At 73.3% G+C, this 22,953-nt stretch carries 15 protein-coding genes and 1 pseudogene; 12 read left to right on the top strand and 4 right to left on the bottom strand.

What is annotated here, in order from left to right; genetic code table 11:
• The first annotated feature begins 15 nt into the window (after positions 1–15).
• The 9 genes from G448_RS0109675 (at position 16) to G448_RS0109635 (ending at position 17,707) form a co-directional block, all read left to right on the top strand.
• Positions 16–801, top strand: coding sequence for an electron transfer flavoprotein subunit beta/FixA family protein (locus G448_RS0109675; RefSeq protein ID WP_026407809.1), 786 nt, complete (start codon positions 16–18; stop codon positions 799–801).
• A 39-nt stretch (positions 802–840) separates the two neighbouring features.
• Positions 841–1,860 (top strand): electron transfer flavoprotein subunit alpha/FixB family protein, encoded by a 1,020-nt coding sequence (locus tag G448_RS0109670; protein WP_026407808.1) that lies wholly within the window; start codon positions 841–843, stop codon positions 1,858–1,860.
• 134 nt (positions 1,861–1,994) lie between these two features.
• Complete coding sequence (locus G448_RS0109665; protein WP_084436628.1) at positions 1,995–3,230, top strand: ATP-binding protein; 1,236 nt, start codon at positions 1,995–1,997, stop codon at positions 3,228–3,230.
• On the top strand, positions 3,188–5,728 hold the full coding sequence (locus G448_RS0109660) for a DUF5682 family protein (protein ID WP_051268886.1): 2,541 nt from the start codon (positions 3,188–3,190) through the stop codon (positions 5,726–5,728). The genes G448_RS0109665 and G448_RS0109660 overlap by 43 nt, the downstream gene beginning before the upstream one ends.
• The gene (locus G448_RS0109655) at positions 5,725–6,969 is read left to right on the top strand and encodes a VWA domain-containing protein (protein WP_034495024.1); all 1,245 of its coding nucleotides are present in this window, start codon (positions 5,725–5,727) and stop codon (positions 6,967–6,969) included. The genes G448_RS0109660 and G448_RS0109655 overlap by 4 nt, the downstream gene beginning before the upstream one ends.
• A complete protein-coding gene (locus tag G448_RS0109650) occupies positions 6,966–9,194 on the top strand; it encodes a hypothetical protein (protein ID WP_245572279.1) in 2,229 nt (742 codons plus the stop codon). The genes G448_RS0109655 and G448_RS0109650 overlap by 4 nt, the downstream gene beginning before the upstream one ends.
• Positions 9,195–9,217: 23 nt before the next feature.
• Positions 9,218–12,739 (top strand): DUF4132 domain-containing protein, encoded by a 3,522-nt coding sequence (locus G448_RS0109645; RefSeq protein WP_026407803.1) that lies wholly within the window; start codon positions 9,218–9,220, stop codon positions 12,737–12,739.
• Between the two features lie 130 nt (positions 12,740–12,869).
• A complete protein-coding gene (locus tag G448_RS18565; protein WP_026407802.1) occupies positions 12,870–16,613 on the top strand; it encodes a DUF4132 domain-containing protein in 3,744 nt (1,247 codons plus the stop codon).
• 212 nt (positions 16,614–16,825) lie between these two features.
• On the top strand, positions 16,826–17,707 hold the full coding sequence (locus G448_RS0109635) for a hypothetical protein (RefSeq protein WP_026407801.1): 882 nt from the start codon (positions 16,826–16,828) through the stop codon (positions 17,705–17,707).
• A gap of 192 nt (positions 17,708–17,899) precedes the next feature.
• Here G448_RS0109635 and G448_RS0109630 read toward each other — a convergent pair whose 3' ends face one another.
• Positions 17,900–18,181, bottom strand: coding sequence for a DUF1540 domain-containing protein (locus G448_RS0109630; protein ID WP_026407800.1), 282 nt, complete (start codon positions 18,179–18,181; stop codon positions 17,900–17,902).
• Positions 18,182–18,630: 449 nt separating this feature from the next.
• Here G448_RS0109630 and G448_RS0109625 point away from each other — a divergent pair, with 449 nt between their 5' ends.
• The 3 genes from G448_RS0109625 to G448_RS0109615 are packed head-to-tail and all read left to right on the top strand — an operon-like array spanning position 18,631 to position 20,635.
• Entirely contained in the window at positions 18,631–19,023 is a 393-nt protein-coding gene (locus G448_RS0109625) for a GntR family transcriptional regulator (RefSeq protein WP_026407799.1), read from the top strand.
• On the top strand, positions 19,020–19,808 hold the full coding sequence (locus G448_RS0109620) for an ABC transporter ATP-binding protein (RefSeq protein WP_084436626.1): 789 nt from the start codon (positions 19,020–19,022) through the stop codon (positions 19,806–19,808). The genes G448_RS0109625 and G448_RS0109620 overlap by 4 nt, the downstream gene beginning before the upstream one ends.
• On the top strand, positions 19,808–20,635 hold the full coding sequence (locus G448_RS0109615) for a hypothetical protein (protein ID WP_026407797.1): 828 nt from the start codon (positions 19,808–19,810) through the stop codon (positions 20,633–20,635). The genes G448_RS0109620 and G448_RS0109615 overlap by 1 nt, the downstream gene beginning before the upstream one ends.
• Before the next feature lie 136 nt (positions 20,636–20,771).
• On the opposite strand, the gene mnmA is transcribed toward G448_RS0109615, so the two are convergent.
• From mnmA to G448_RS19320, 3 genes and pseudogenes are all read right to left on the bottom strand, one after another.
• On the bottom strand, positions 20,772–21,902 hold the full coding sequence (gene mnmA, locus G448_RS0109610) for a tRNA 2-thiouridine(34) synthase MnmA (protein ID WP_026407796.1): 1,131 nt from the start codon (positions 21,900–21,902) through the stop codon (positions 20,772–20,774).
• 173 nt (positions 21,903–22,075) lie between these two features.
• The gene (locus tag G448_RS19020; RefSeq protein ID WP_276782096.1) at positions 22,076–22,207 is read right to left on the bottom strand and encodes a hypothetical protein; all 132 of its coding nucleotides are present in this window, start codon (positions 22,205–22,207) and stop codon (positions 22,076–22,078) included.
• A gap of 138 nt (positions 22,208–22,345) precedes the next feature.
• Positions 22,346–22,741 (bottom strand): annotated as a pseudogene (locus tag G448_RS19320) (hypothetical protein); the annotation flags it as partial.
• Positions 22,742–22,953: the final 212 nt, after the last annotated feature.

The raw sequence follows: 22,953 nt of genomic DNA, 5'->3' as shown, positions 1-22,953 counted from the left end.
GGCAATCTTGGACGCATGAAAATTGTGGTCTGCATCAAGCACGTCCCCGACGTGCAGTCCGAGCGACGCCTCGAGGACTCCCGCCTCGTCCGGGGGGAGGACGATGTCCTCAACGAGCTTGATGAGAACGCAGTCGAGGCCGCCGTCGGTCTCGTCGAGGACCTCGGCGGTCGGGTCGTGGCCCTGACCATGGGGCCCGAGGACGCCGAGGACGCCGTCCGCCGCGCGCTCCAGATGGGGGTCGACTCCGGGGTCGTCGTCAGCGACGACGACCTGGCCGGGGCCGACGTCGTGACCACTGCGCGTGCGCTGGCCGCCGCCATCGGACGCATCGGCGGGGTGGGACCGGGAGCCGGCACCGGTGATGTGGACCTGGTCGTCACCGGTATGGCCTCCTTGGACGCCATGACCTCCATGCTGCCCGGAGCCCTGGCCGCGGCCCTGCACGTGCCCGCCCTGACGCTGGCGAGCTCCCTGGAGGCCGGCGCCGAGGGGATCACCGTCACCCGCGCCACCGGCGCGCTGAAGGAGGTCCTCTCGGCCCCCCTGCCCGCGCTCGTGTCCGTGACCGACCAGGCCAACGAGCCGCGCTATCCCAACTTCGCCGCCATGCGCGCCGCCCGGAGGAAGCCCGTGGACGCCTGGGACCTGGGGGACCTGGGCATCGAGCCGCGCGGGGCCGCCGTCGCCGTCGTCGAGGCCGAGGAGCGGCCCGCCCGTCAGGCCGGCATCATCCGCACCGACGCCGGGGAGGCCGGGCGCGAGCTCGCCGCCTGGCTGGTGGACGGCGGGCTCGTCTGAGCGGCCGACGCGTACACCGAGGACCACAAGGAGAAGATCATGTCCGAGACTCTTGATGCGCCCGTGCTCGTGCTCGCCGACCTCGACGGCGCCCTCCCGACCGGCCCCGCCCTCGAGCTCGTCACCGCCGCACGGACGCTGACCGCCGGCGATGTCGTCGCCCTTGTCCTGGGCCCGGTCGAGGCCGCCGCCTCGGCCGCCCTGGCCGCTGCGGGCGCCACCCGCCTGCTGATCGCCGACGTGGGCGGCGAGCGGGCGCAGGCCCCCGCCTCCGCCGACGCCGTCGTCGCGGCCGCGCGCGAGACCGCCCCCGGTGCGGTGCTGGTCTCCGGCGACTACCGGGGCAAGGAGGTCGCCGGGCGCGCCGCCGTGCTCATGGACTCCGCCTGCGCCGCCGACGTGACCGACCTGCGGGTCACGAACGGCGATGTGCGCGCCTCCAGGCTCGCGTTGTCCGGATCCTGGGCGGTCACCGTGTCGATCGCGCCGGCCGCCGCCCGGGACGGGCGCGCGCCGGTCGTGGCCGTGCGCCCCGGATCCGTCGAGGTCGCCTCCGGGGGGACGACGGATGGAACGGCCGACGGCTCCGCAGCGCTGCGGGCCGAGCCCCTGGACGTCCCGTTGAGCGCGGAGGCGGCGGCCGTGCGGCTCGTCTCCCGCGAGCGCGCCGCGGCGACCGCCGGTCCGGACCTGGCCGGAGCGCGCACCGTCGTCGTGGGCGGACGCGGCGTGGACGGCGACTTCGACCTGGTGCGATCCCTGGCCGACTCGCTGGGCGCGGCCGTGGGCGCCACGCGAGTGGCCTGCGACGAGGGATGGGTCGAGCGGTCCGCGCAGATCGGTCAGACCGGGGAGACGATCTCCCCGCGGCTGTACATCGGTCTGGGCGTGTCCGGCGCCGTCCACCACACCAGCGGGATCCAGGGCGCCGGAACCATCGTGGCGGTGTGCGACGACTCCGAGGCCCCGATCTTCGAGATGGCGGACTTCGGCGTCGTGGGGGACGTGACCGAGGTCGTGCCCCAGCTGGTCTCCGAGCTCGCCCGCCTGCGTGGCTGAGCGCTCCTCGGCGGCCAGCCGCCGGGGTCTCGCCTCAGTGCCTCGCGGCGCGGCTCAGTACCCGCTCACGACCTGCTCATGACCGCCCATGACCTGCACGGTGCCGCCCAGCACCGCGTCCTGAAGGAGGACTGATGACTGCCGGGCCCGCCCCCCGTTCCGGGAGCGGCGCGTGCTCCGCGCGCCCGACGGGGGAGCGCACCGCCCCTCCGACGTCGGCGGGGCCGTCGCCCGCCGGAGACGGTGCCGCTCCCGATGGATCCGGCACCGGCCCCGACGCCCCGGCGGCCGAGCTGCGCCCGGCCGCCGAGGACCGCTGGGCGGGCGAGCTGGCGGCCCTGGCCGCGGCCGACACGGCCTCCGGCGCCGAGGTCCCCGCAGGCTGGCGGCTGTCCCCGCGCTCGGTGCGCGCCTTCGTCGTCGGGGACGAGGCCCTGGGGGTGACCCGCAAGTTCTACGGCGATGATCCTCTGGTCGACCGCGCCGTCGTCACGCTCCTGGGCCACCAGGGGCTCATGCTCGTGGGCGAGCCGGGGACTGCGAAGTCCATGCTCTCCGAGCTGCTGAGCGCGGCGATCTCGGGGGTCTCGACCCTGACGGTCCAGGGCTCGGCGGGCACCACCGAGGACCACATCCGCTACTCGTGGAACTACGCGCTCCTCATCGCCGAGGGCCCCTCGCGCCGCGCCCTGGTGCCCTCCCCGGTCTACCGGGCCATGGAGTCGGGGCGCCTGATGCGCTTCGAGGAGATCACCCGCTGCCCGCCCGAGATCCAGGACACCCTGGTGTCGGTCCTGTCCGAGAAGCAGCTCATGGTGCCCGAGCTGGGCGACGGCTTCCGCGTGGCCGCGGCGCCGGGCTTCAACGTCATCGCCACCGCGAATCTGCGCGATCGCGGTGTCCACGAGATGAGCGCGGCCCTGAAGCGCCGCTTCAACTTCGAGACGGTGCGCCCCATCGCCGACCGCGCCTTCGAGGCCGAGCTCATCACCCGGGCCCTGGACTGCGAGCTCGGCCCGCGGCGCGCCCCCATGAGCCCGGAAGTGCTCGACGTGCTGGTCACCGCCTTCGCGGACCTGCGCACCGGCGCCACCGCCTCCGGATCCCCGGTCAAGCGCCCCGATGCGGTCATGTCCACCGCCGAGGCCGTCAACGTCGGAGTGGCCGCCTCCATGAGCGCCCGCTACTTCGGCGACGGCTCCGTGCGCGCCGCCGACATCGCCCGTCAGCTGGTCGGCGTGGCCCTCAAGGGCGAGGACGAGGACGCCCGGCGCATGCGCCTCTACGTCGACTCCGTGGTGCGCGAGCGCGCACGATCCTCGGCCGCGTGGAAGGACTTCCTCTCCGCCGCGCAGGGGTTGTGGGAGTGAGGACGGCGGGCGCGGCAACCCCGGTTCCGCCACGGCTCCGGCGCGCCCTGGGGGCCCAGCGCGCCTGGGGCGAGGCCGGAGTCCATCTCGCCCCGATCCGTCACCACTCGCCGGCCTGCGCCCTGGCCCTGAGAGCGCTCCTGGAGCAGGTGAGTCCCGCTGTCGTCCTCATCGAGGGGCCGGCCGAGTACACCGGCCTGCTGCCCGCCCTCCAGGATCCGGACACCGTTCCCCCGGTCGCGGTGCTCTCCCTGGCCGACCGCACCGCCTCCTACTACCCGCTCGCCGAGTTCTCGCCGGAGTGGATCGCCCTGCGCTGGGCGGGCGAGCACGGCGCCGAGGCCGTTTTCATCGACCGCAGCCCCGGCGCGGACGACGACTGCCGCGACGAGTCCCGCGATGACTCCCATGACGGCCACGGCGTCGCCGCCCGCACCCTGCAGGCCGAGTACCACCTGGCCCGCTCCGCCGCCCTGGACGCCCTCGCCGCGCGGCTCGGCTGCCGCGATCACGACGAGGTCTGGGAGCAGCTCTTCGAGGACCGCGGCACCGCCGATATCCGCGCCTGGCGGGACTTCTTCTCCGACACGCTCGCCTGGTCGGGGCTGGCCCGCCTGGACGCCGAGCGCGAGGTCCTCGACTCCGACGGCACCCACGCCCGCGAGGCCGTCATGGCGGCCGCCCTGCGCGAGCGCCTGCCGCGCGCGACCGGCGGCGGACGCGACGGCGGCCCGATCGTCGTCGTCACCGGCGCCTTCCACGCCCTGGCCCTCCTCGACGCGCTCGACAACACCCCCGAGGCCGCCTGGCTGCCCTCCGCCGACCCCCGGCCGGGAGGGGAGAGCTGGCTTATCCGCTACGACTTCTCCCGCCTGGACTCCCTGCGCGGCTACGGGGCGGGCATGTCCTCCCCGGGCCTGTGGCGGCGCGCCTGGCGCGCCCGCACCGGTGCTCACGCGGACCCCGGAGTCCCCGCGGGACCCCGTGGCTTCGCCACCACCGTCGTCCTCGATGTCGTCAACGCCCTGCGCGGGCTCGGGGAGCCCCTGGGCACGGCCCAGGCGCGCGCCACCGTCGAGCAGGCCCTGGGCCTGGCCGCGCTGCGCGGTCGTGCCTGGCCCGGACGCACCGACCTCCTGGACGCCTTGACCAGCTGCCTGGTCAAGGACGACACCGGTCTGTCGGGCAACCTGGGTGCCGCCGTCGCCACCGTCTTCGCCGCCTCCGACCTCGGGCGGGTGCCCGCGGGCACCGCCAGTCCACCGCTCGTGGCAGAGGTGCGCGAGCGGCTCAGGGCCCTGCGCTTCCGGCTCGACGACACCGTTGAGCGCCGCGTCGCCCTGGACACCGCCCGCAGGCCCCGTCACCGCGAGCGCCGCGAGCTGCTCGCCCGCTTGCGCTTCGCCGAGGTGGGCTTCGCCCGTCAGGTCGGCGGGGCCGATCTCGTGGCGGGCACGGGCCTGGGGCGGTTCGTCGAGGAGTGGGTCTACGCCTGGACCCCCGTGGTGGAGGCCGCCCTGGTGCGCGCCGCCCAGGAGGCCCCCACCCTCGACGTCCTGGTGCGCACCCGCCTGGCCGAGCGCCTGGACGGCGAGCGGCGCGCCGTCGCCCTCGCCGAGCTCCTCGCCGAGCTGGCGGTCATGGGGCTCGACGAGGAGGCGGTCGGGGTGTGCGACGTCCTCGAGATCGCCGTGAGCGACGTGAGCGACCTGGCCGAGCTCGTCGAGGTCCTGCACCGCCTGGCCTCCCTCGTGGAGGGCACGGGGCGACTGCGCCTGGAGCGCGCCAGCCGTGCCGCGCCGCGTCTGCGCTCCATGCTGCGCCGGGGCACGGCGGAGATCGCCCGCCTGGTGGCCGAGCTGGTCGGGATGGCGGACGACGAGGCGGCGAGGGCGGTGGACGCGCTCATCGCCGTGCGCGATCTGCTCGTCCGATTCGCCGTCGCCGACGGCGCTGTTCATGCCGCCGACGCCGCAGGCGACGTCGGCCCCGGCCGCGAGGCCGTTCTGCGCGAGATCGACGTCCTGCGCCGCGCACGGGCCACCGCACCGGTGCTCGTGGGGTGCGCCACCGGCATCGCGTCGTCCACCGGATCCTTGAGCCGCCGGGAGGTGGCCGGTGCCATCGTCGCGCGCCTGAACCCGGAAGCGGACCGGACCGGAGTCGCCGACTTCCTCGTGGGGCTGATGCGCACGTCCCCGGACGTGGTCCTCCACGACCCCGACATCCTGAGAGCGGTCACCCGTACCCTGTCCGGGCTGGGGGAGTCCGGCTTCCTGGCCGTTCTTCCCGACCTGCGGCGCGCCTTCACCGCGCTGCGCCCCACCGAGACGCATCGCCTGGCCGAGCGGATCGCCGCGCTCACGGGCGTCGATGCCGCCCGGATCGACGTGGTGCGGAACGCGAGCCCCGCCGACGCCGCACTCGGATGGCGGATCGAGCAGGACCTCGTCGCCTCGCTGGTGCGCGACGGCCTGGAGCAGTGGGTGGGCCGATGACCGCGATGGCGGCGCCTCCCGGAGACCCCGACCGGGACCGCGACGGCGACTCGACCGGGGGCTCGGGCGGGGACCCGGACGGTGAGCTGGACGGTGAGCTGGCGGCGCGCCGCTGGCGCATGATCCTGGGGCGCTACGCCGAGTCCGCCCTGCCGCGCGAGGCCGCGGACGCCGGGTTGGACGACGCCCTGGGCCACCTCTACGACCGCGAGTACACCGGGCGCGGCCACCGCCTGGGCCGCGGCGGCCCGGATGCGGCGGGACGGGGGGACTCCGACGGCGACGGCGGACTGGGGCCCTCGGCGCTGCGGACCATCGATTGGCTCGAGGGGGCCCGTCGCCTCCTCCCCGCCTCCGCCCTGGAGCGCATGGAGTCCGACGCCCTGACCCGCTACGGGCTGACCGACCTGCTCGCCGACCCCGCCGCGGTGGACTCCGTGCGGACGAGTCCCGAGCTCGGCGCCGCGCTGCTGCGCATCAAGGGCACGATCCCGTCCCGGCTGGCGGACGGCTTGCGGGCGCTCATCGCCCGCATCGTCGCCGACGCCATCGAGCGGCTGCGCCGCCCCGTCACCACCGCCCTGACCGGCGCCCGCCGGCGCAATCGGCGCAGTCCCCGCGCCTCGGCGCGAAACCTCGACTGGCGCCGCACCATCGCCGCCAACCTGGGCAACGTGGACCCGGACACCGGACGCATGCTCGTTCAGGAGGTGCGCTTCATGTCCCGGCAGCGGCGCCAGAACCTGCAGTGGGACGTCATCATCCTGGTCGACCAGTCCGGCTCCATGGCCTCCTCCCTGCTCCACAGCGCCGTCATGGCCTCGATCCTGGCGTCCCTGCCCGGCCTGTCCGTGCGGCTCATCCTCTTCGACACCTCCGTGGTGGACGTCAGCCACCTGGCCGACGACCCCGTCGAGGTCCTCATGACCTGTCAGCTGGGCGGCGGCACCAATATCGCCAACGCCGTGGACTACGCCGCCGCTCGGGTGACTCAGCCCACCCGCACCGTCCTGGCGCTCATCAGCGACTTCGGGGAGGGCGGCTCGGTGTCCGCGCTCGTCGCCCGGGTGCGGGATCTGGCGGCCTCGGGCGTGACCATGCTGGGACTGGCATCCTTGGGCGACGACGGCGAGCCCTGGTTCAACCGGACGGTCGGCGACAGGCTCGCCGCGGCCGGCATGCGGATCGCTGCGATGACCCCGGACCGCTTCGCCGCCTGGCTGGCCGAGGCGACCGCATGACCGACTCGACCTCCCGGGGTCCGGCGCGCCCGGTCCGCTCGACCTCCCCGGTCCGCTCGACCTACTCGGCCTACTCGATCTATGCGGCCTTCGACGACGTCGCCCTGGCGGCCCTGGCCAGCCGTGGGCTCGTGCGACGCGGGCGCGCCGAGGTGGCCGCCGGACACGTCGAGGTCCGGGACGCGGAGGCGAAGGCGAACGGCGGGAGCGTGACGGTCGCGGTCGGACGGCCGCCGGTGCCGGTGGTCCTCACCACCGACGGGCCCCGGGACGCGCGCTGCCCCTGCCCCGTCGCCGGGACGTGCGTTCACGTCGTCGCCGCCTGCCTGTGGATGCGCGAGGCGGTTCGCGCAGCCGATCCCGGTGCCGACGACCCCGCCGGGCCCGACTCGGCGGAGGGCCCCGCGGAGGCACCGGGGCCCTTCGAACCGGCTGAGCCCTCTGAGCCCGCCGAGCCCTCGGGAGCTCCGGGGCCCGCGGTCCCGGCGCCCGTCCCCGCGCAGGACCCGGTCCTGGAGGAGGTGCTCGCCTGGGAGCCCGCCGCCGTCGAGAAGGCGCTGGGAGCGGCCGCGCTGCGCCGCGTCACCGCCGCCCTGGCGGACGCCGACCCGGCCCGGCTCGCCGCGGACCTCGAGATCACCCGCGCGCCGGGACGCCTGAGCGTCACCTGGCCGGACGCCCCCGAGGTCGTCGTCGTCGCGGGTCTGGGTCCCAGGGACATGATCGTGGCCGGGCGCCACTCCCGGGTCGCCCACGCGGCCTGGCGCCTCCAGGCCGTCGTGCGCCTGTTCGCCCGGGCGGGCAGGGCCTGGCCCTGGGCGGCCCGGAGCACCGCCATGACCGCCGGCCGTCGCCGGCTGCTCGCCTCGACCGCCCGCACCATCGAGGGCGTCATCGCCGCCGGGATCTCCCACGCCGGACCTCGCAGCGCCCATGAGCTCGACCGCCTCGCCCAGGTCGCCCGCCTGGAGGAGGTCCCGCGCCTGGCCAGGCTGCTCGTGTTGGCCGCCGGAGCGGTGCACGCGGTGGCCCGCCGCGACGACGCCGTTGACGAGAGCGCCGCCCTCAGCGCCCTGGCCGCCGCCTGGTCCCTGACACGGGCGCTGGACGCCGCCGCCCTGGATCCCGTCCTGCTCGGGAGCGCCGAGGTCGAGCGGACCCGGCCGGGCCTGCTCGTGCCCCTGTCGGCCGCCTGGTGGACCGCCCCCTCGGGGAGCCGCGGCCTCACCGCCCGCTTCTGGGACCTGGAGCGCCGCCGGCTGGAGTCGGTGACGACGGGGCGGGCCGCCGGTGCCGACCCCGCCTTCCGACGCTCGGAGGACGTCCCCCTGGTGTGGGGCGCCTCCGTCGGAGTCCTGCTGTCGGGCCCGCTGCGCCTTCAGGACGCCAGCCGCGGACCGGACGGGACCCTGGCCCCGTCCACCCGCACCACGGTCAGCCGGTGCGACGGTGACGGCTGCAGGGATGACGGTGGTGCCGGCGATGGCGCCGATGGCCGCTACGGCTGCGTCGGCTACGACGGCTACGACGGCATTGACCTGGCGGCCGTCGCCCGGGAGCTCCGGGAGTTCCGTCGCGGCCCGCGGGCGGCGAGCTTCGAGCCCCCGTCCCCGCCGGTCCGGCTGCTGCTGACCCGCTCGTCGGGCCTGGGGAGGATCGACCTGGATGAGATCCACCAGCAGTACGTGTGGCCCGTGCGCGGCATCGAGGGGGAGACCCGCGTGCTGCGCCTCGACCCCGACGGCATGGAGGCCCGCCTGGTGGCCGACCTCTTGGCCCGGAACGTCCCGGTGGTCGCCATGACCGTGGAGGGGGACCGGCCCACCGGGATCTACGTGCGCGACCGGGGCGCTCTCGCCCTGCTGTCGCCCAGCATCTCCTCGGTGCGAGCCGGCGCCCCTCGCTTCTACCGGCGTCTCGCCGAGCGCCTGGAGCGGCTGCGCGCAGGGGCGACCGCTCCGGCACCGATCCCCGACTCGGTGCCGGTGGTGGAGTCCCTGTGCCGGGACGCGCACGAGGCGCTCACCGCGCTCGCGGCCTCCGGCGGGGACCTGCGCCCCGAGGGCATGACCGCGCACGTGCTGACCACCCGTGCGCGCACCGCCCGCGAGCTCCGGCTGGAGACCCTGGCCGCGGCCCTGGATGGGACGGGGGAGGATGCCGGGCCGCGGGCGGTCCTGCGCGCCTGCGCGGTGGTCGACCGGGTGCGGGCCCTGGCGATATGAGAACGCCGTGCCCATGATGGCCCATGATCCTCCTCGCCCCCCTCCGGCGCCGGCTCGTCTCCCGCGCCCTCCTGCCGCTCAAGGCGGTGGATCCGGCGCTCCACCGCGGCGGCATCGACTACGTCGTCACTGGTGCGGACTCGCACGTGCTCATGGACGTGGCGTCCTCCGGAGCCGGACCGCAGGAATGCCTGGGGCCGGCCGGGACCGGCTTCAGCGCTCACGACTCCTGGTGCCTCCGCCTCCGGAGGGCCGGCGTCCCGATGAAGAATCCCGAATACCTCTACAGCAGGAAGGAGGGGATCATGGGGCTGCGGGATCGCCTCTACCGCAGCAATACCCTCACCATCGACCAGTGGGTGCGTCTGGGGCGGCTTCTCGAGGCGGTGGACCGCGCCGGCGCGTCGCGCAGCGATTCCGGTCCCGATCGCGTGCCCGCCTGGTTGTGCATGCTGATCTCCGACGTGCTGCGCAGCGCTCGTATCCAGCTCGATGAGCGTTCGGCGATGCCGAGGGACCCGCTGGCGGGAGTCAGACCCGGCTGGGACCTCCCCCGCATGATCGCACTCCTCTCCGAGGACGGCGTCGGCGAGGAGGACCTGCCCGCCGCCGTCTTCCTGACCGCTTTCACCGGAGTCGATGACGTCTCCGGCTACGGCTGGCGCCCGTTCGACCCCCTGCCGGTGGTGCTGCCCGGAACGCTGGACTACCTCGTGGAGCACGCCGCCGACCTGCCCGCCCGCCTGCTGGGCGACCTGAGTCCCAGGGGCCGCACCGGTGTGGTCGTCTGCGCGAGGGCGAGTGAGCCATGGGCCGCCGCGGGGGCCCACCTGGTCGGCGCCCTGGCCGTGGATGCGTCGGGGCAGCTGCGGCGGGACGCCATCGAGGTGCTCAAGGCCCAGGGAGCACCGGTGCTCCTGAGAGCGCTGCCCCCGGTGCTGGCCGAGGCCCCCGCCTCCCGAACCACCGAGCTGATGGAGCTCCTGTCCGTCGCCGAGGACGGGGACGAGATCCTCGTCCGGGCGGCCGAGATTGGCAGGAGACCGACCGAGCCGGTCCGCCGGGCCCTCAGCCGCCGGGACATCCTCGCGGGGGAGGAGACGCCCATCGAGATGCCGTCCTTCACCCCGATCGAGACGGGCATCCCCGCGGCCCCGGCCAGGGCCGAGCTGCGATCCGCTCTGAACCGGCTCGAGAAGCGCGCCAGGGAGAGGGGCGAGTCGCGGGCGAGGATCGTCGACGCGGATCTCGACGCCCTGCTGGCGGTGGCCGAGGGCAGGAGCCGGAGGATCCCGAGGAACTTGAGACGACTCGACTCGTGGTGGACGTACGGCGTCATCGACGTCATCAGCAGCGCGCCGAGCCTGGCCCCGGTCCACGTGGTGCGGATCGCCACCGCATGGGGCGATCCGTACTCGGCGGCCGAGTACTGCGCGAAGCACGGGATCGATCCGCGCGCCCTGTCGGATCTGGCCGTGCGCCTCGATCTGGATGAGAGCGAGATGGCCAGGAGCATGGGCAACGCCTTCTTCAACTTCGGTGATCCGCGGGTGTCGTGGCCGTGGTTCGCCGAGCGCCCCGAGCTGCTGCGCGCACTGCTCGGGAACTCCTCGCAGGCTCCCCGCGCCCTGGAGATCCTGGGGGCCATGCCGTGCATTCCCGCCGAGCTGCTGGGGGCGGTGGCGGCCAGGGCGGTGGGCTCCTCGGAGATGAGCCGCCCTCCGGCCCGGGCGGCGCTGCGCTCCCACCCGCGGGTGCGCGAGCTGGCCGAGCAGGGCCTGACGGAGCGCAGGGCGGAGGCGCGGGCCTCGGCGGCCGCCTGGGTCGGCTCCCTGGGGGAGCGGACCTCGGTCCCGGCGCTGGAGGCCGCCCTGCGCAAGGAGAGGAAGGGAGTCGTGCGGGCAGCCCTTCTGCTCGCCATGCGCGAGTGCGGCGGGGACGCGGGCGAGTTCCTGTCGCCCGGGGTGCTGGGCGCCGAGGCCGCCGAGGGGCTCAAGAGGAGGACGCCGGCGTCCCTGGCCCGGTTCGACCTCGATGCCCTTCCGGAGGTGCACTGGAAGGACGGCGCCGGCGTCGACCCGCGGATCATCCGGTGGTGGGTGGTCCTGGCCAACGGACTGAATGAGCCCGACGGGCGCGGGATCATCGGCCTGTACCTGTCCCTGCTGGAGCCGTCCGACGCCGACGCCCTGGCCGATCACGTGGTGCGCGCCTGGGCCGCCCCGACCCGTCCGGGCCCGGCCACGGCGAAGGGCCTCCTGGCCTTCGCGGTGCGCATGGACGGGGCCGGGCTGGTGGAGCTGGTGCGCTCCTGCATGCGGGCGGGCCCGAGGCTGCGCGTCCGGCTCGACGCGCTCCTGCACGTCCTGCACGCCCACGGCAGTCCCGAGGCGCTCCAGGTGCTGCTCGATGCCGCTCAACGCCACACGATGGCCAGTATCCGGGGCACCGCCGCGGCCCTGGTGAGGAGGACCGCCGAGGAGCGGGGGTGGAGCCCCGAGGAGCTGGCGGACCGCACCATCCCGACGGCGGGCTTCGACGACGACGGCCTGCTGCACCTGTCCTACGGGGATCGGGGGTTCACGGGGCGTCTGAGGCCGGGCGGCACCATCGAGCTGGCCGACGACTCCGGAAGGGCCCGCATGTCCCTGCCGGCGGCCAGGGTCGGCGAGGACGCCGCGGTGGTCAAGGAGGCGAAACGGCGTTTGACGGCCGCGCGCAAGGAGGTCAAGGCGGTCCTGGGCCTCCAGACGGAGCGGTTGCACGAGGCCATGTGCACGGGTCGGACGTGGTCGGTCCCCGAGTGGTGCGAGGTGCTGGCGGCGCACCCGATCATGGGCCGGCTCGTCACCCGGCTCATCTGGGCGGCCGTCCCGCCCGGGGGCGCGGCACCGCCCGACCGGGCCGGCGGGGAGATGACCGACGGCGATCCGATCGGCGGGACCGGCGAGGCGGGCGGATCCCCCGGGACCCTGATTTTCCGGCCCGTCGAGGACGGGGCGCTCATCGGGGTCGACGACGCCGCCGTCGACCTCGCGGACCTCGCACCGGGCTCCGTCGTCCGCCTGGCGCACCGGATCCGGCTCGGTGATGAGGAGGCGGTCGCCTGGCGCGAGCACCTGGCCGACTACGAGGTGACGCCCCTGTTCGACCAGCTGAGCGCCACCGCCCCGCGCATCGAGGAGGGGCAGAGGGAGCTGCGGGACCTGGAGGGGCGCGTGACCGGCACCCTCGCCCTGCAAAGCGCGGTCGCCAGGCGCGGCTACAAGCGCGGCGACATCGGGGACAAGGGCGTTTTCGACACCTACGTCAAGGACTTCGCCTCCGCAGCGCTCACCGCGGTGCTGGGCTTCACCGGGACCCGGGTCCCGGAGGGCGACAGGGCCTGCGCCATCACGAGCCTGTCCTTCACCCACGAGGGCCGTCCGGTGCCGCTGACCGAGGTGCCGCCGGTGCTGCTGGCCGAGTGCGGCGCCGACTACGCCGCTCTGGCGGACCTGGGCCCCTACGACCCCGACTGGAGGAAGAACGTCAAGGCCTGGTAGGGCTCCGGGCGGCGGCGCCGTCGGATTCGTGTCGTCGCACGCCGTTATCCTCCGAGCAGCAGAAGCCGACTCCACCGGCGAGGTGCGAGGGCCGGCAGCAGGAACAAGACGAGGAGACCCCGTGACCTCCATGACCGATCCCGCAGTCCGCCGGCTCGTCGACCGCGCCCTGCTGCCGCTCAGGGCGGTGGACGAGTCTCTGCACGTCCGCGCGGTCGACTACGTCGTCGACGGCGCGAGCTCGGAGGTCCTGCTCGACATCTCCTCCCACGGGGACGATCCGAGGAGCCTCCTTGTGCCCGCGGTCATGGGCGCCTCCCACTTCCTCTGGGGGAACGGCTCTCGGCGCGGGCGTCTCGAAGCCGTGGGGATCAGGTGGAGGCCCGCGGACCACACGGTGGGCCCGGTCCTCGCCCTGCGTGACGCCCTCTACCGCAGCGACCGGGTGCTCCCGCGCCAGTGGGCGCGACTCGGACGGCTCCTGGACGCCGTCCTGCGGGCCGGCACCGATCGCGAGCCGCCTTCGGGGCGCGCTCCCGGTTGGTTGGAGGCGCTCCTCGGGGACGTCGTGTGGACCATCGACCGCGAGGACGTGGGGACGACTCTCCGCGCCCATGCCGAGCGGCTGGGACAGGACCGGTCGGGCTGGGACGCCCGACGCCTGGTGACCCTGCTGACTGAGGAGGGCCACCAGGGGGACGAGCAGGAGGACGCCCGCGATGACGGGGAGGACCGCATACCCGCGGCCCTCTTCCTGGCGACCTACTCCTACTCGACCTTCAGGCGCCTGTCACCGGCCGACCTGCCCGGTGTGACCGACTACCTCACCGGGCACGCGGACGCGCTGCCCGCCTCCGTCATGAGCGAGCTGGACCTCGACGGGCGGCGCCACGTGCTCGAGCACATGGCGGTCGACGCGCCATGGGCCTGCGCCGGAGCCCACCTGATCGCGGCCCTGGCCGCGGGCGCGTCCAAGGAGGTGCGCCGGGAGGCGATCGAGCTGCTCGGGGAGCTGGACCCACCGGTGAGGAATGCGGCGCTCGTCCCGGTGCTGGCCGTGGCTCCGGCCTCCCGGGCCACGGAGCTGGTGGAGTTCCTGTCGGTCTCCGAGGGCGGTGCGGACCTGCTCGCCGAGGCGGCCGAGGCGAATCGACGGCTGGCGGAGGTGATCTGCCGTACCCGGGCCCGGCACGACGCGCTCAGCGCCGAGGGGGCCGATGAGCCCATCATCCTGCCGCCCTTCACGCCGTTGGAGACGGGCCCGAGCGCCGCTGCCGTCAAGGTCGAGCTGCGCGCCGCCCTGGACCGGCTCGCCGGGCGCACCGATGCGCAGCAGAACTCGTGGATCCGCGCCGCGGTCGACAGGGCGCGCACGACCACCGACGCGGATCTCGACGCCCTGGTGGCCGCGGCCGACGGCGAGACCCGCGAGCGCCCTGCGCTCCTGGGCCGGTTCGACGTCCGCTGGATCGCCGAGCACGCCCCGAGCCTGACCCTCGCGCATGCGCTGCGGCTCCACGCAGTGGAGGCGGTGGGGAGCCCCGGCTACTGGTGGTACGGGATGACGCTGAGCCGCTACGCGGGCCGGGGCGCCGACCCGCGAGCCGTCGAGGAGCTCATGACGCGCCTGGGATGCGACTCCGACGCCCTCGTCGCGGGTTTCCACGGCCACGTCTTCCACAGCGTTGAGCCCGAGACCTCCTGGCCGTGGTACGCGGAGCATCCCGAGCTGCTCCGCGAGGCGCTCGCAGACACGTGCTCGGCGACCCGTGCCCTGGAGATCCTGCGCGGGTTCCCCCGTGTTCCGGTCGAGCTGCTGCCCGCGGTCGCGGATGTCGCCGTGGGCTCCTCGAAGGTGAACCGCCCCCTGGCCCAGGCCGTGCTGCGCCGTCACCCGCGGGTGCGCGATCTGGCCGAGCAGGGCCTGACGGACCGCAGGGCGGAGATACGGGCCTCGGCGGCCGCCTGGGTCGGCTCCCTGGGGGAATCGGCGTCGGCGCCGGCGCTGGCGGAGGCTCTGCGCGGGGAGAAGCGGGACGTCGTGCGGGCCGGGCTGCTGGCCGCCCTGAGGGACTGCGGCGGTGATACGGACGAGTTCCTGTCGCCCGGGGCGCTGGGCGTCGAGGCCGCCGAGGGGCTCAGGAGGAGGGCACCGGCGTCGTTGGCCTGGTTCGACCTCGACGCTCTGCCGGCGGTGCGCTGGCGGGGCGTCGGCGCCCGCTCCGCGAGCCCCGTGGACTCGACGGTCATCCGCTGGTGGGTGGTGCTGGCGGACAGACTGAAGGATCCGTCCGGGCGCGGGATCATCGACCTGTACCTGTCCCTGCTGGAGCCGGCGGACGCCGCGGTGCTGGCCTCGTACGTGGTGCGCGCCTGGGTCGTCCGGGACACCCGTCACCCGGCGCAGGAGGAGAGCCGGGCGCACGCGCGGACCGCCGGTGAGCGGGCCCACGACCGCGCTCAGCGGTGGCTCGCGACCTGCCGCGCGGATGCCCACTCGGCGCGATTTCTGAGCAGGGCCGAGGCCGAGGCCGCGATCCCGCTGGAGGAGCGGGTCGCACGGGCCTATGCGGAGCACCAGCGGACCTATCTGGGCTCGGCCATGACGGACAAGGGACTGCTCGCTTTCGCCGTGCGCATGGACGGGGCCGAGCTGGCGGAGCTGGTGCGCTCCTACATGCGGGCGAACCCGGGACGGCGGGCGCAGTTCGACGCCCTGGTGCGCTGCCTGCACGCCAATTCGAGCCCGGAGGCGCTGCAGGTGCTGCTGTCCATCGCACGGCGTCACACGATGGCCGGTGTTCGGTCCACGGCCGCCGCCCTGGCCCGGGACGCCGCCGAGGAGCGGGGGTGGAGCGCCGAGGAGCTGGCGGACCGCACCATCCCGGCGGCCGGCTTCGACGACGACGGCCTGCTGCGCCTGTCCTACGGTCGGCGGGAGTTCGTGGGCCGTTTGACGCCTGAGTTCACGATCGCGCTGACGGACGCCGACGGCAGGTCCCGCCGGTCCCTGCCCGCGGCCCGCTCCGGTGAGGACGAGGACGCCGTCAAGGCGGCCAGGAAGCGGCTGACCGCCTCTCGCAAGGAGGCCAGGACGATCCTGGCCCTCCAGTCCGAGCGACTGTACGAGGCCATGTGCGTCGGTCGCACATGGACGGCGGCCGAGTGGCGCGAGCTGCTGGCGGCGCACCCCCTGGTGGGCAGGCTCGTCACCCGCCTGATCTGGACGGCCGCCCCGCCCGCGGAGGACGAGGACGACGCGCTCATCGGTCCCGGGGGCGTCGAGGGGATCTCGTCCACGGGCGGCGGGGTCCTGACCTTCCGCCCCACCGAGGACGGGGCGCTGGTGGGGGCCGACGACGCCGTCATCGAGCTCGATGAGCGGGGACGGGTGGGGGTGGCCCACGGGACGCTCCTCGACCCGGGGCTGGCGGCCGCCTGGCGCGAGCACCTGGCGGACTACGAGGTGGAACCCCTCTTCGACCAGTTGAGCGCGACCGCCCCGAGGGTCGAGGAAGGGCAGGAGGTCGTGAGCGACCACGAGGGCCATGTGACCGACACCCTCGCCTTCCGCGGCACCGCCGCCGCACGCGGTTACAGGCGCGGGGAGGTCCTGGACGGGGGCGCCTTCGACACCTACGCCAAGGTCTTCTCCTCCGCGGGACTCACCGCGGTGCTGGGCTTCACCGGCTCCTGGGTGCCCGAGGAGAACATCCCCTGCGCCACCACAGGCCTGAGCTTCAAGCGGGGCGATCGAGTCCCGCTGAGTGAGGTGCCGCCCGTGCTGCTGGCCGAGTGCTACGCCGACTACAGGGCTCTGGCCGCCCTGGGCCCCTACGACTCCGACTGGGAGAAGAACGCCTCACCGTGGTGAGTCATGTGGCGAGTTCGGTGGTGAGGCGACGATGAGCCGACGACACCGCTGCGATCCGTCCACCGGTGCGCGGATCGCAGCGGTTCCGCACCGGCCGCGCACCGGTTCCGCGCGAGCGTCCGGTGAGCGGTCTCTCCTCGCCTTCGTATGCTCGCCAGGCTAACCTTACCTCGATTGCTCGCGCCGCTCCCGCAGTCGGAAAGGGGGGAGCCGTGACGTACACCAGCGAGAGTCGCACGCCGCAGGCCGCCATCTCCTCGCGTCGCATGGCGCGCCGCCTCCTGTCCGGGGCGGGCTGCGCCTCCCTGACCGCCTACCGACTCGACGACGGCGCTCCCTCCCAGCTCGTCCTCCACGCGCTCGATGTCACGGGGAGCATCATCGTGGCCGCCCACCCGGCGGCCGACCATCCGATGGTCGACGTGCCGTGCGAGGCCCCGGTCGAGGTGCGTCTCGACGTCGCCCTCGAGGCGGCCGAGCCCGGCCTGCGCATCACCACCGCCACCGTCCACCTCCTGGGCGTGCTCACCTGGCTCGACGACGGCGGGCGCGACGCCGTCCTGTCGGGGTCGGTGGCCGGGTGCCACTGCGCGATCACGGGGGAGGACCCGCTCACGGACTTGGCCGAGCTCGCCAGGGCGCCGGGCGGGCGGCTGGGTGTCGTCGAGACGAGCCGGATCATGGTCCACGACGCCATGGGCGTCAGCGGGCACACCATGGAGGAGGTGCTCGACCCCGACGCCAAGGGCGTTCGCCCGCTGCTGTGGTCCGCCTCCGAGACGTTCGGCGCGCAGGATGAGGTCAAGGCCCTGGGCGAGGGCGCGCTCGAGGTTCTGTGCGATGGTGTGGAGCAGGGCAGTGTCCCCGGGATCATCTGCTCCAGGCGCCCGTCCGGCGGACTGCACGAGGCCCTGTGGGGACGAGTGCTGTGCGTGGACGTGTCCCCGCACGCGGTCACCCTTCTGCGGTTGGGGCGCGAGACCACCGACACTCTTCAGATCCTCCTGCCCGCGGGTACGACCCGTGCTCACGAGGCCGGGCGCCACCTGCGGTACCTCGTCCAGGAGGCCCTGGTCGGCGGAATCCTTCCGTGAGCGCCCCGGCCGCCGGTCGGACTCGATAGCGGGCAGGCTCGTCGCGGAGCCCCTCCGCTCGCTCCGCCTCATTTCTGCCGCGCCGCCGCGGACTACCACGTCCCATGGAGCGGCGGGTGCGTGGAGGCCCTGCCGCGTGACCCGTTGCGGCGTCGAAGCCGGCGCCCCGGGGACGCGGGCGCCGGCGGATTCTCAGCGGGCCTCGTAGGACAGGCAGGAGGCCGTGTCCTCGCCGATGGTGATGGCGTCGGCGGTGCACATGAGGTCGCTGTTGTGGACGCACTCCAGACGCTGGCAGGCGCCCACGTGCCCCTCGGCCACCGGCAGCCCGCCGCGGGCGTCGAGGCTGACGAAGGTGGAGCATGCCGGGGTGGCGGCGTCGCCGCCGACCGTGATGGCGAAGGCGGTGCAGCCGCCGCGGTTGTAGGCGCAGGCGGTGGTGGCGCAGGAGTTGATGGCGGTGACGGTCGACATGATGGGTGCTCCTTCGACGAGGTGCGATCACTGACGTAATTCACGGTAGGGACGCGTCCGGGCAGTGGCAACAGCGGCTTGGGGATATACGCGCACGACCTGTTGGAACGGCGTCATTGCAAGGAAGACGACGGATCGCGTGAGCGTGCGGCGCGTCGTTCCCGAGCATCCGGGCGTAGTTCTTACACGCGTCCGGAATTCGCTTAACAGGTGAGCCGAACCTGTTTCCGGGGCTGTCCGGGACCGCGGGACAGCCCGGGGCGCGGGCCCTCGACGGGCCGGGAGCCGAGCGGGCTCGAGAACTTGACGCCGCCGACCAACTGTGTCACTGTATTAGTGCAGTAATACAGATGGTCCGAGGAGACCGCCCGACTGCACCGCCGGGTCGTGCTCCATCGCCTCCCATCCGCATTCCATCCATGTCCAGCCCATCTGCTTGAGGAGGGCCTATGCCGATCGATGACTCCCGTCCGATCTGGGTCCAGCTGGTCGACGACTTCCGCATGCGGATCGTCACCGGTGCCTGGCCCGCAGGAACCCGGATCCCCAGCGTGCGCGATCTCGCCACGCAGGCCGGAGTCAATCCCAATACCGTCCAACGCGCCCTGGTCGAGCTCGACCGCAGCGGCCTGACCGCCGCCGAGCGCACTGCCGGGCGCTTCGTCACCGCGGACGCCGCGGCGCTCGCCGCCGTCCGTCGCGAACTCGCCGTCGGAGCCGCGGACACCTTCATCACCGCCGTCACCGCCATCGGCATGGATCACGCTCAGGCGAGCGGAATCCTGGCCGAGCGGTGGCCGGCCACCCCCGTCCAGGAATCAGAATCAGGAGAGTCCTCATGAGCACCTCGTCGACGGCGGCCCCGTCGGGCGCGCAGAGCCCCGACCCCGGTCCCGACGCCCATCCCGACGTCATCGCGTCCCTGAACGACGCCCCGCCCCTGGTGGTCGTGGACCACCTGACCAAGAGCTACCGCGGCAGGCCGGCCCTGCACGATCTCAGCCTCGCGCTGCCCGCCGGCCGCATCGTCGGTCTCATGGGGCCCAACGGCTGCGGCAAGACCACCCTGCTCAAGATCCTCGCCGGAGTCCTGGCCGACTACGACGGCCGGGTGCGTGTCGCCGGCCACGCCCCCGGGCCGGCGTCCAAGGCGCTGGTCTCCTTTCTTCCCGACGCCGAGTTCCTGGCCGCGAGTCTCACCCCGCCCCGGGCCGTCGCCCAGTTCTCCCGTTTCTTCGCCGACTTCGACGCCGTCAAGGCCCGCGGACTGATCGACTTCTTCGACCTGCCCGCCGACCGCTCCATCAAGGAGATGAGCAAGGGGATGGGGGAGAAGCTGCGCATCGCCCTGGCCATGAGCCGCCGCGCCCGCGTCTACCTCCTCGACGAGCCCATCTCCGGGGTCGACCCCGCGGCGCGCCAGATCATCCTCGACGGCGTCCTGCGCGACTTCGACCCCGATGCTCTCATGCTCATCTCCACCCACCTCATCGCCGACGTCGAGTCGATCATCGACTCCGCCGTCTTCCTCAAGGACGGGCGTCTGCTGCTGGCCGGCGATGCCGACGACCTGCGTCAGGCCCATTCGATGAGCCTGGACGCCCTGTTCAGGAAGGAGTACCGCTGATGTTCCGCACGCTCTTCGCCGAGGAGGCCCGCACCCAGCTGTCGCGCAATGCTGCGGTGATGGGAATCTGCTCCGTCGTCCTGCTCGGGTTCCTCGGGCTGTGGTGGCTCCTGGCCCGCGTCGGGCCCCTGGCCGTCCTCATGCAGATGGCGTCCATGGCGGTGATCATCGCGATGCCGGCTATCGTCCTGGTTCAGATCGCCGTCGAGTACTGGCAGTCCATGTACGGGCAGCGCGGTTACCTCACCATGACCGTCCCGGTGCGCGGACGGGTGCTCTTCACGGCCAAGGCCCTCTACGCCTGCGCTATGGCTCTGGTGGCGGGCGCACTCGACCTGGCCGGCCTGGTCGCCTGGTTCGCCGTGCTCGCCCACGCCACCGGCACGACGCTCGGTGAGGTCCTCGCGCCGCTGCGCGACGCTCTCACCGTGGGCGGGTCGGGCCCGGCCCTCGCGACGTTCTTCATCGTCTCCTCGCTGGTCGGACTCCTGACGGTGATCGTCGAGATCGGCGCCGTGATGAGCATTGGCGCGCAGGGGCGATTCAACCACCTCGATATCGGGGCTCCCCTGATCGGGATCGTCCTGCTCTACGTGGGCAACCAGGTGCTCGCCCTGGCATCGACCCTCCTCCTGCCCGTGTCCCTGGACATCACCACCGGCGATGTCGTGGCCCGCATGATGTTGTCGCAGTTCCTCGAGACGTTCAGGACCGGTGTCCAGCCGACCGTCATCGGCATGGGATCCGTGGTCGTCGGCCCGCTGCTGGCGGGAGTGCTGGCCTGGTGGGCGGTGCGCGCGATCGAGCGGCACACCTGCCTGCGCTGAGGGCGGTCCCCGCGGCTCCGTCGCTCCCGTGCGTGACCGGAGAATCCGGCTCGCACGGGAGCACGAGCGTCGGGGCCTCCACGAGTGATGCGGGCGGGCTCCTCATCCGGTCCGCATGCGCATGGCAGCGCGAGGGTCAGGTCATTGTGGCCTGGGCCAGGACTCGGTCGCCGTCGGGGGCGTCCCCGGGGCTGTAGACGACGACGGACTGCCCCGCCGCCAGGCCACGCAGGTGCTGATGCAGTCGTGCCCGCAGGGTTCCGGTCCCGAGATCGATGGTGACGTCGGCGGGGACGGGGCGACCGTGGGCGCGCACCTGCACGGTCACGTCCCGCCAGCCGATCCCGCCGTCCTCGAGGGGGGAGGGCTCGGCCAGGAGGACCGGGGCGCCGGCGTCGATGGCGCTGCGGCGGAGGAGCTCCTCCGGGCCCACGACCACCTCGTTGGTCTCCGGTCGGGTCTCGATGACGTAGCGGGGCCGCCCGTCCGGGGCGGGGCGAGTCAGGCCCAGCCCCTTGCGCTGGCCGACGGTGAAGCCGAAGTAGCCGTCGTGGGTGCCGAGCACCTCGCCGTTGGGGGAGACCAGAGCGCCCTGGCGAGCGCCGAGGCCGCGGGTCAGGAAGCCGCGGGTGTCGCCATCGGCGATGAAGCAGATGTCATAGGAGTCGGGCTTGGCGGCGACCGGCAGACCGCGATGCTCCGCCTCGGCCCGCACGGCCGCCTTGGACGGGGCGTCGCCGAGCGGGAAGAGGGCCCGGGACAGGCCCTCGCGCCCGGAGACGGCGAGCACGTAGGACTGGTCCTTGGCGGTATCGACCGCGCGGCGCAGCTCCAGGCCATCGGTCTCTCCGGGGCGGCCGGAGGCGGCGCCGCCGCTCAGGCGGGCGTAGTGGCCGGTGACGACGGCGTCGAAGCCGAGCGTCAGGGCGCGCTCGAGCAGGGCGTCGAACTTGACGCGCTCGTTGCATCGCACGCAGGGGTTGGGCGTGCGACCGGCGCGGTACTCGGCGAGGAAGTCGGCGACGACGCGCTCCTCGAACTGCTCGGACAGGTCCCATACGTAGAAGGGGATGCCGAGGATCTCCGCGGCCCAGCGGGCGTCGCCGGCGTCCTCGATGGAGCAGCAGCCGCGCGAGCCCGAGCGGGTGACGGCGCGGTTGCGGGTCAGGGCCATGTGCACTCCGACGACGTCGTGACCGGCGTCCGCGGCGCGCGCGGCGGCGACGGCGGAGTCGACTCCTCCGGACAGGGCGGCCAGGACGCGCACGGACGTCTCCTCGAGAAAGCTGGGTGCAACCGTGGCAGGCTACCGCAGGTCGCGGATGGCACGGGAGTCGGGCGGGCGGCGCGACGGGGAAGAGGGGATCGTCGCCGTTGCTTGACGGAATCGATTGTCCGTCATATCGTCGCGATCAGGAATGAACGAGATGTGGGAGGATATCAATGCTCAATGGTGCGCTCATCTTCTTCGTGCTCTGCGGGCTTTTGCTTGTGCTTCTCCTGGTGTTCGCGATCTATGGTGGGATCCGGGCCGCGGGAAGACGGAAGCGTGAGCGCCAGAATTTCCATCATGTCTACGGCGCGCCAGTCGATAAGGATACTCGCGGAGAGTCCGGTGGATCGTGACGAGGTTCGGCGTATGCGAGATTCCGGTCGGCGGGGGCGTGCTCGTGCCAACGGTACCCCGTAGAACCCCATGGCCCGTCCTCTCCCGGCCTTCAGTCCACCGACAATACTCAGGGAGAAGCGGAGAACTGAGATCAGGAGCCAGATGGTGATGGGGATTCCGATCGGGAAGAAGGAGTCTGTCGCTTCCGTGCCGTCCAAGACGAATAGAAGATAGAAGTGGAGACCGAGGAATAGGAGCGTTGCGAGCAGGTAGGTCAGTCCCCAGCTGGCTGCGCGAGCGCCGACGGTGCGTGTCGGTTCGAGGTTCTGACGCCTGTACATCAGTCCGACGCATATCATGACGATTGGCGCGACGACCGAGCTGATGAAGGGAAGGAGGCAGAATATCAACAGGCCTGCATGCCACGATGCCGCGCCTGATGAGGGGCGGGGGTGCCGGGTACGCGGACGGCTGTGGTGATTGCGGTGCGCTGGGATATCATTGCCGCGGAGGGTGGTCGGTCATGGGTGACTGGGTTCTGCTTTTATTTTATTGAGTGCTGTTGAGGTTCGGGGAGAGATACTACAGCGCCGGTGCCGTCGCCACCCGACGCGGTCAGATCGTGAGAGATCGAGAATTGCGAGGTCTCGAGTAACGGTGTGGGACGTCGTTGGGGGATCATCCCCACGCGCGGGGTTTACCAGGGGCT

This window comes from Actinomyces gerencseriae DSM 6844 (genome assembly GCF_000429265.1).
Taxonomy (GTDB): Bacteria; Actinomycetota; Actinomycetes; order Actinomycetales; family Actinomycetaceae; genus Actinomyces; species Actinomyces gerencseriae.
This window is presented reverse-complemented; position numbering and strand designations above follow the sequence as displayed.

Bases quoted from the DNA above. Each gene is read 5' to 3' on its own strand.
- G448_RS0109655 (WP_034495024.1), top strand. From the start codon at position 5,725: ATGACCGCGATGGCGGCGCCTCCCGGAGACCCCGACCGGGACCGCGAC.
- G448_RS0109665 (WP_084436628.1), top strand. From the start codon at position 1,995: ATGACTGCCGGGCCCGCCCCCCGTTCCGGGAGCGGCGCGTGCTCCGCG.
- G448_RS0109675 (WP_026407809.1), top strand. From the start codon at position 16: ATGAAAATTGTGGTCTGCATCAAGCACGTCCCCGACGTGCAGTCCGAG.
- G448_RS19020 (WP_276782096.1), bottom strand. From the start codon at position 22,207: ATGATGGAAATTCTGGCGCTCACGCTTCCGTCTTCCCGCGGCCCGGAT.
- G448_RS0109630 (WP_026407800.1), bottom strand. From the start codon at position 18,181: ATGTCGACCGTCACCGCCATCAACTCCTGCGCCACCACCGCCTGCGCC.
- G448_RS0109670 (WP_026407808.1), top strand. From the start codon at position 841: ATGTCCGAGACTCTTGATGCGCCCGTGCTCGTGCTCGCCGACCTCGAC.
- G448_RS0109615 (WP_026407797.1), top strand. From the start codon at position 19,808: ATGTTCCGCACGCTCTTCGCCGAGGAGGCCCGCACCCAGCTGTCGCGC.
- G448_RS18565 (WP_026407802.1), top strand. From the start codon at position 12,870: ATGACCGATCCCGCAGTCCGCCGGCTCGTCGACCGCGCCCTGCTGCCG.
- G448_RS0109650 (WP_245572279.1), top strand. From the start codon at position 6,966: ATGACCGACTCGACCTCCCGGGGTCCGGCGCGCCCGGTCCGCTCGACC.
- G448_RS0109625 (WP_026407799.1), top strand. From the start codon at position 18,631: ATGCCGATCGATGACTCCCGTCCGATCTGGGTCCAGCTGGTCGACGAC.
- G448_RS0109645 (WP_026407803.1), top strand. From the start codon at position 9,218: ATGATCCTCCTCGCCCCCCTCCGGCGCCGGCTCGTCTCCCGCGCCCTC.
- G448_RS0109620 (WP_084436626.1), top strand. From the start codon at position 19,020: ATGAGCACCTCGTCGACGGCGGCCCCGTCGGGCGCGCAGAGCCCCGAC.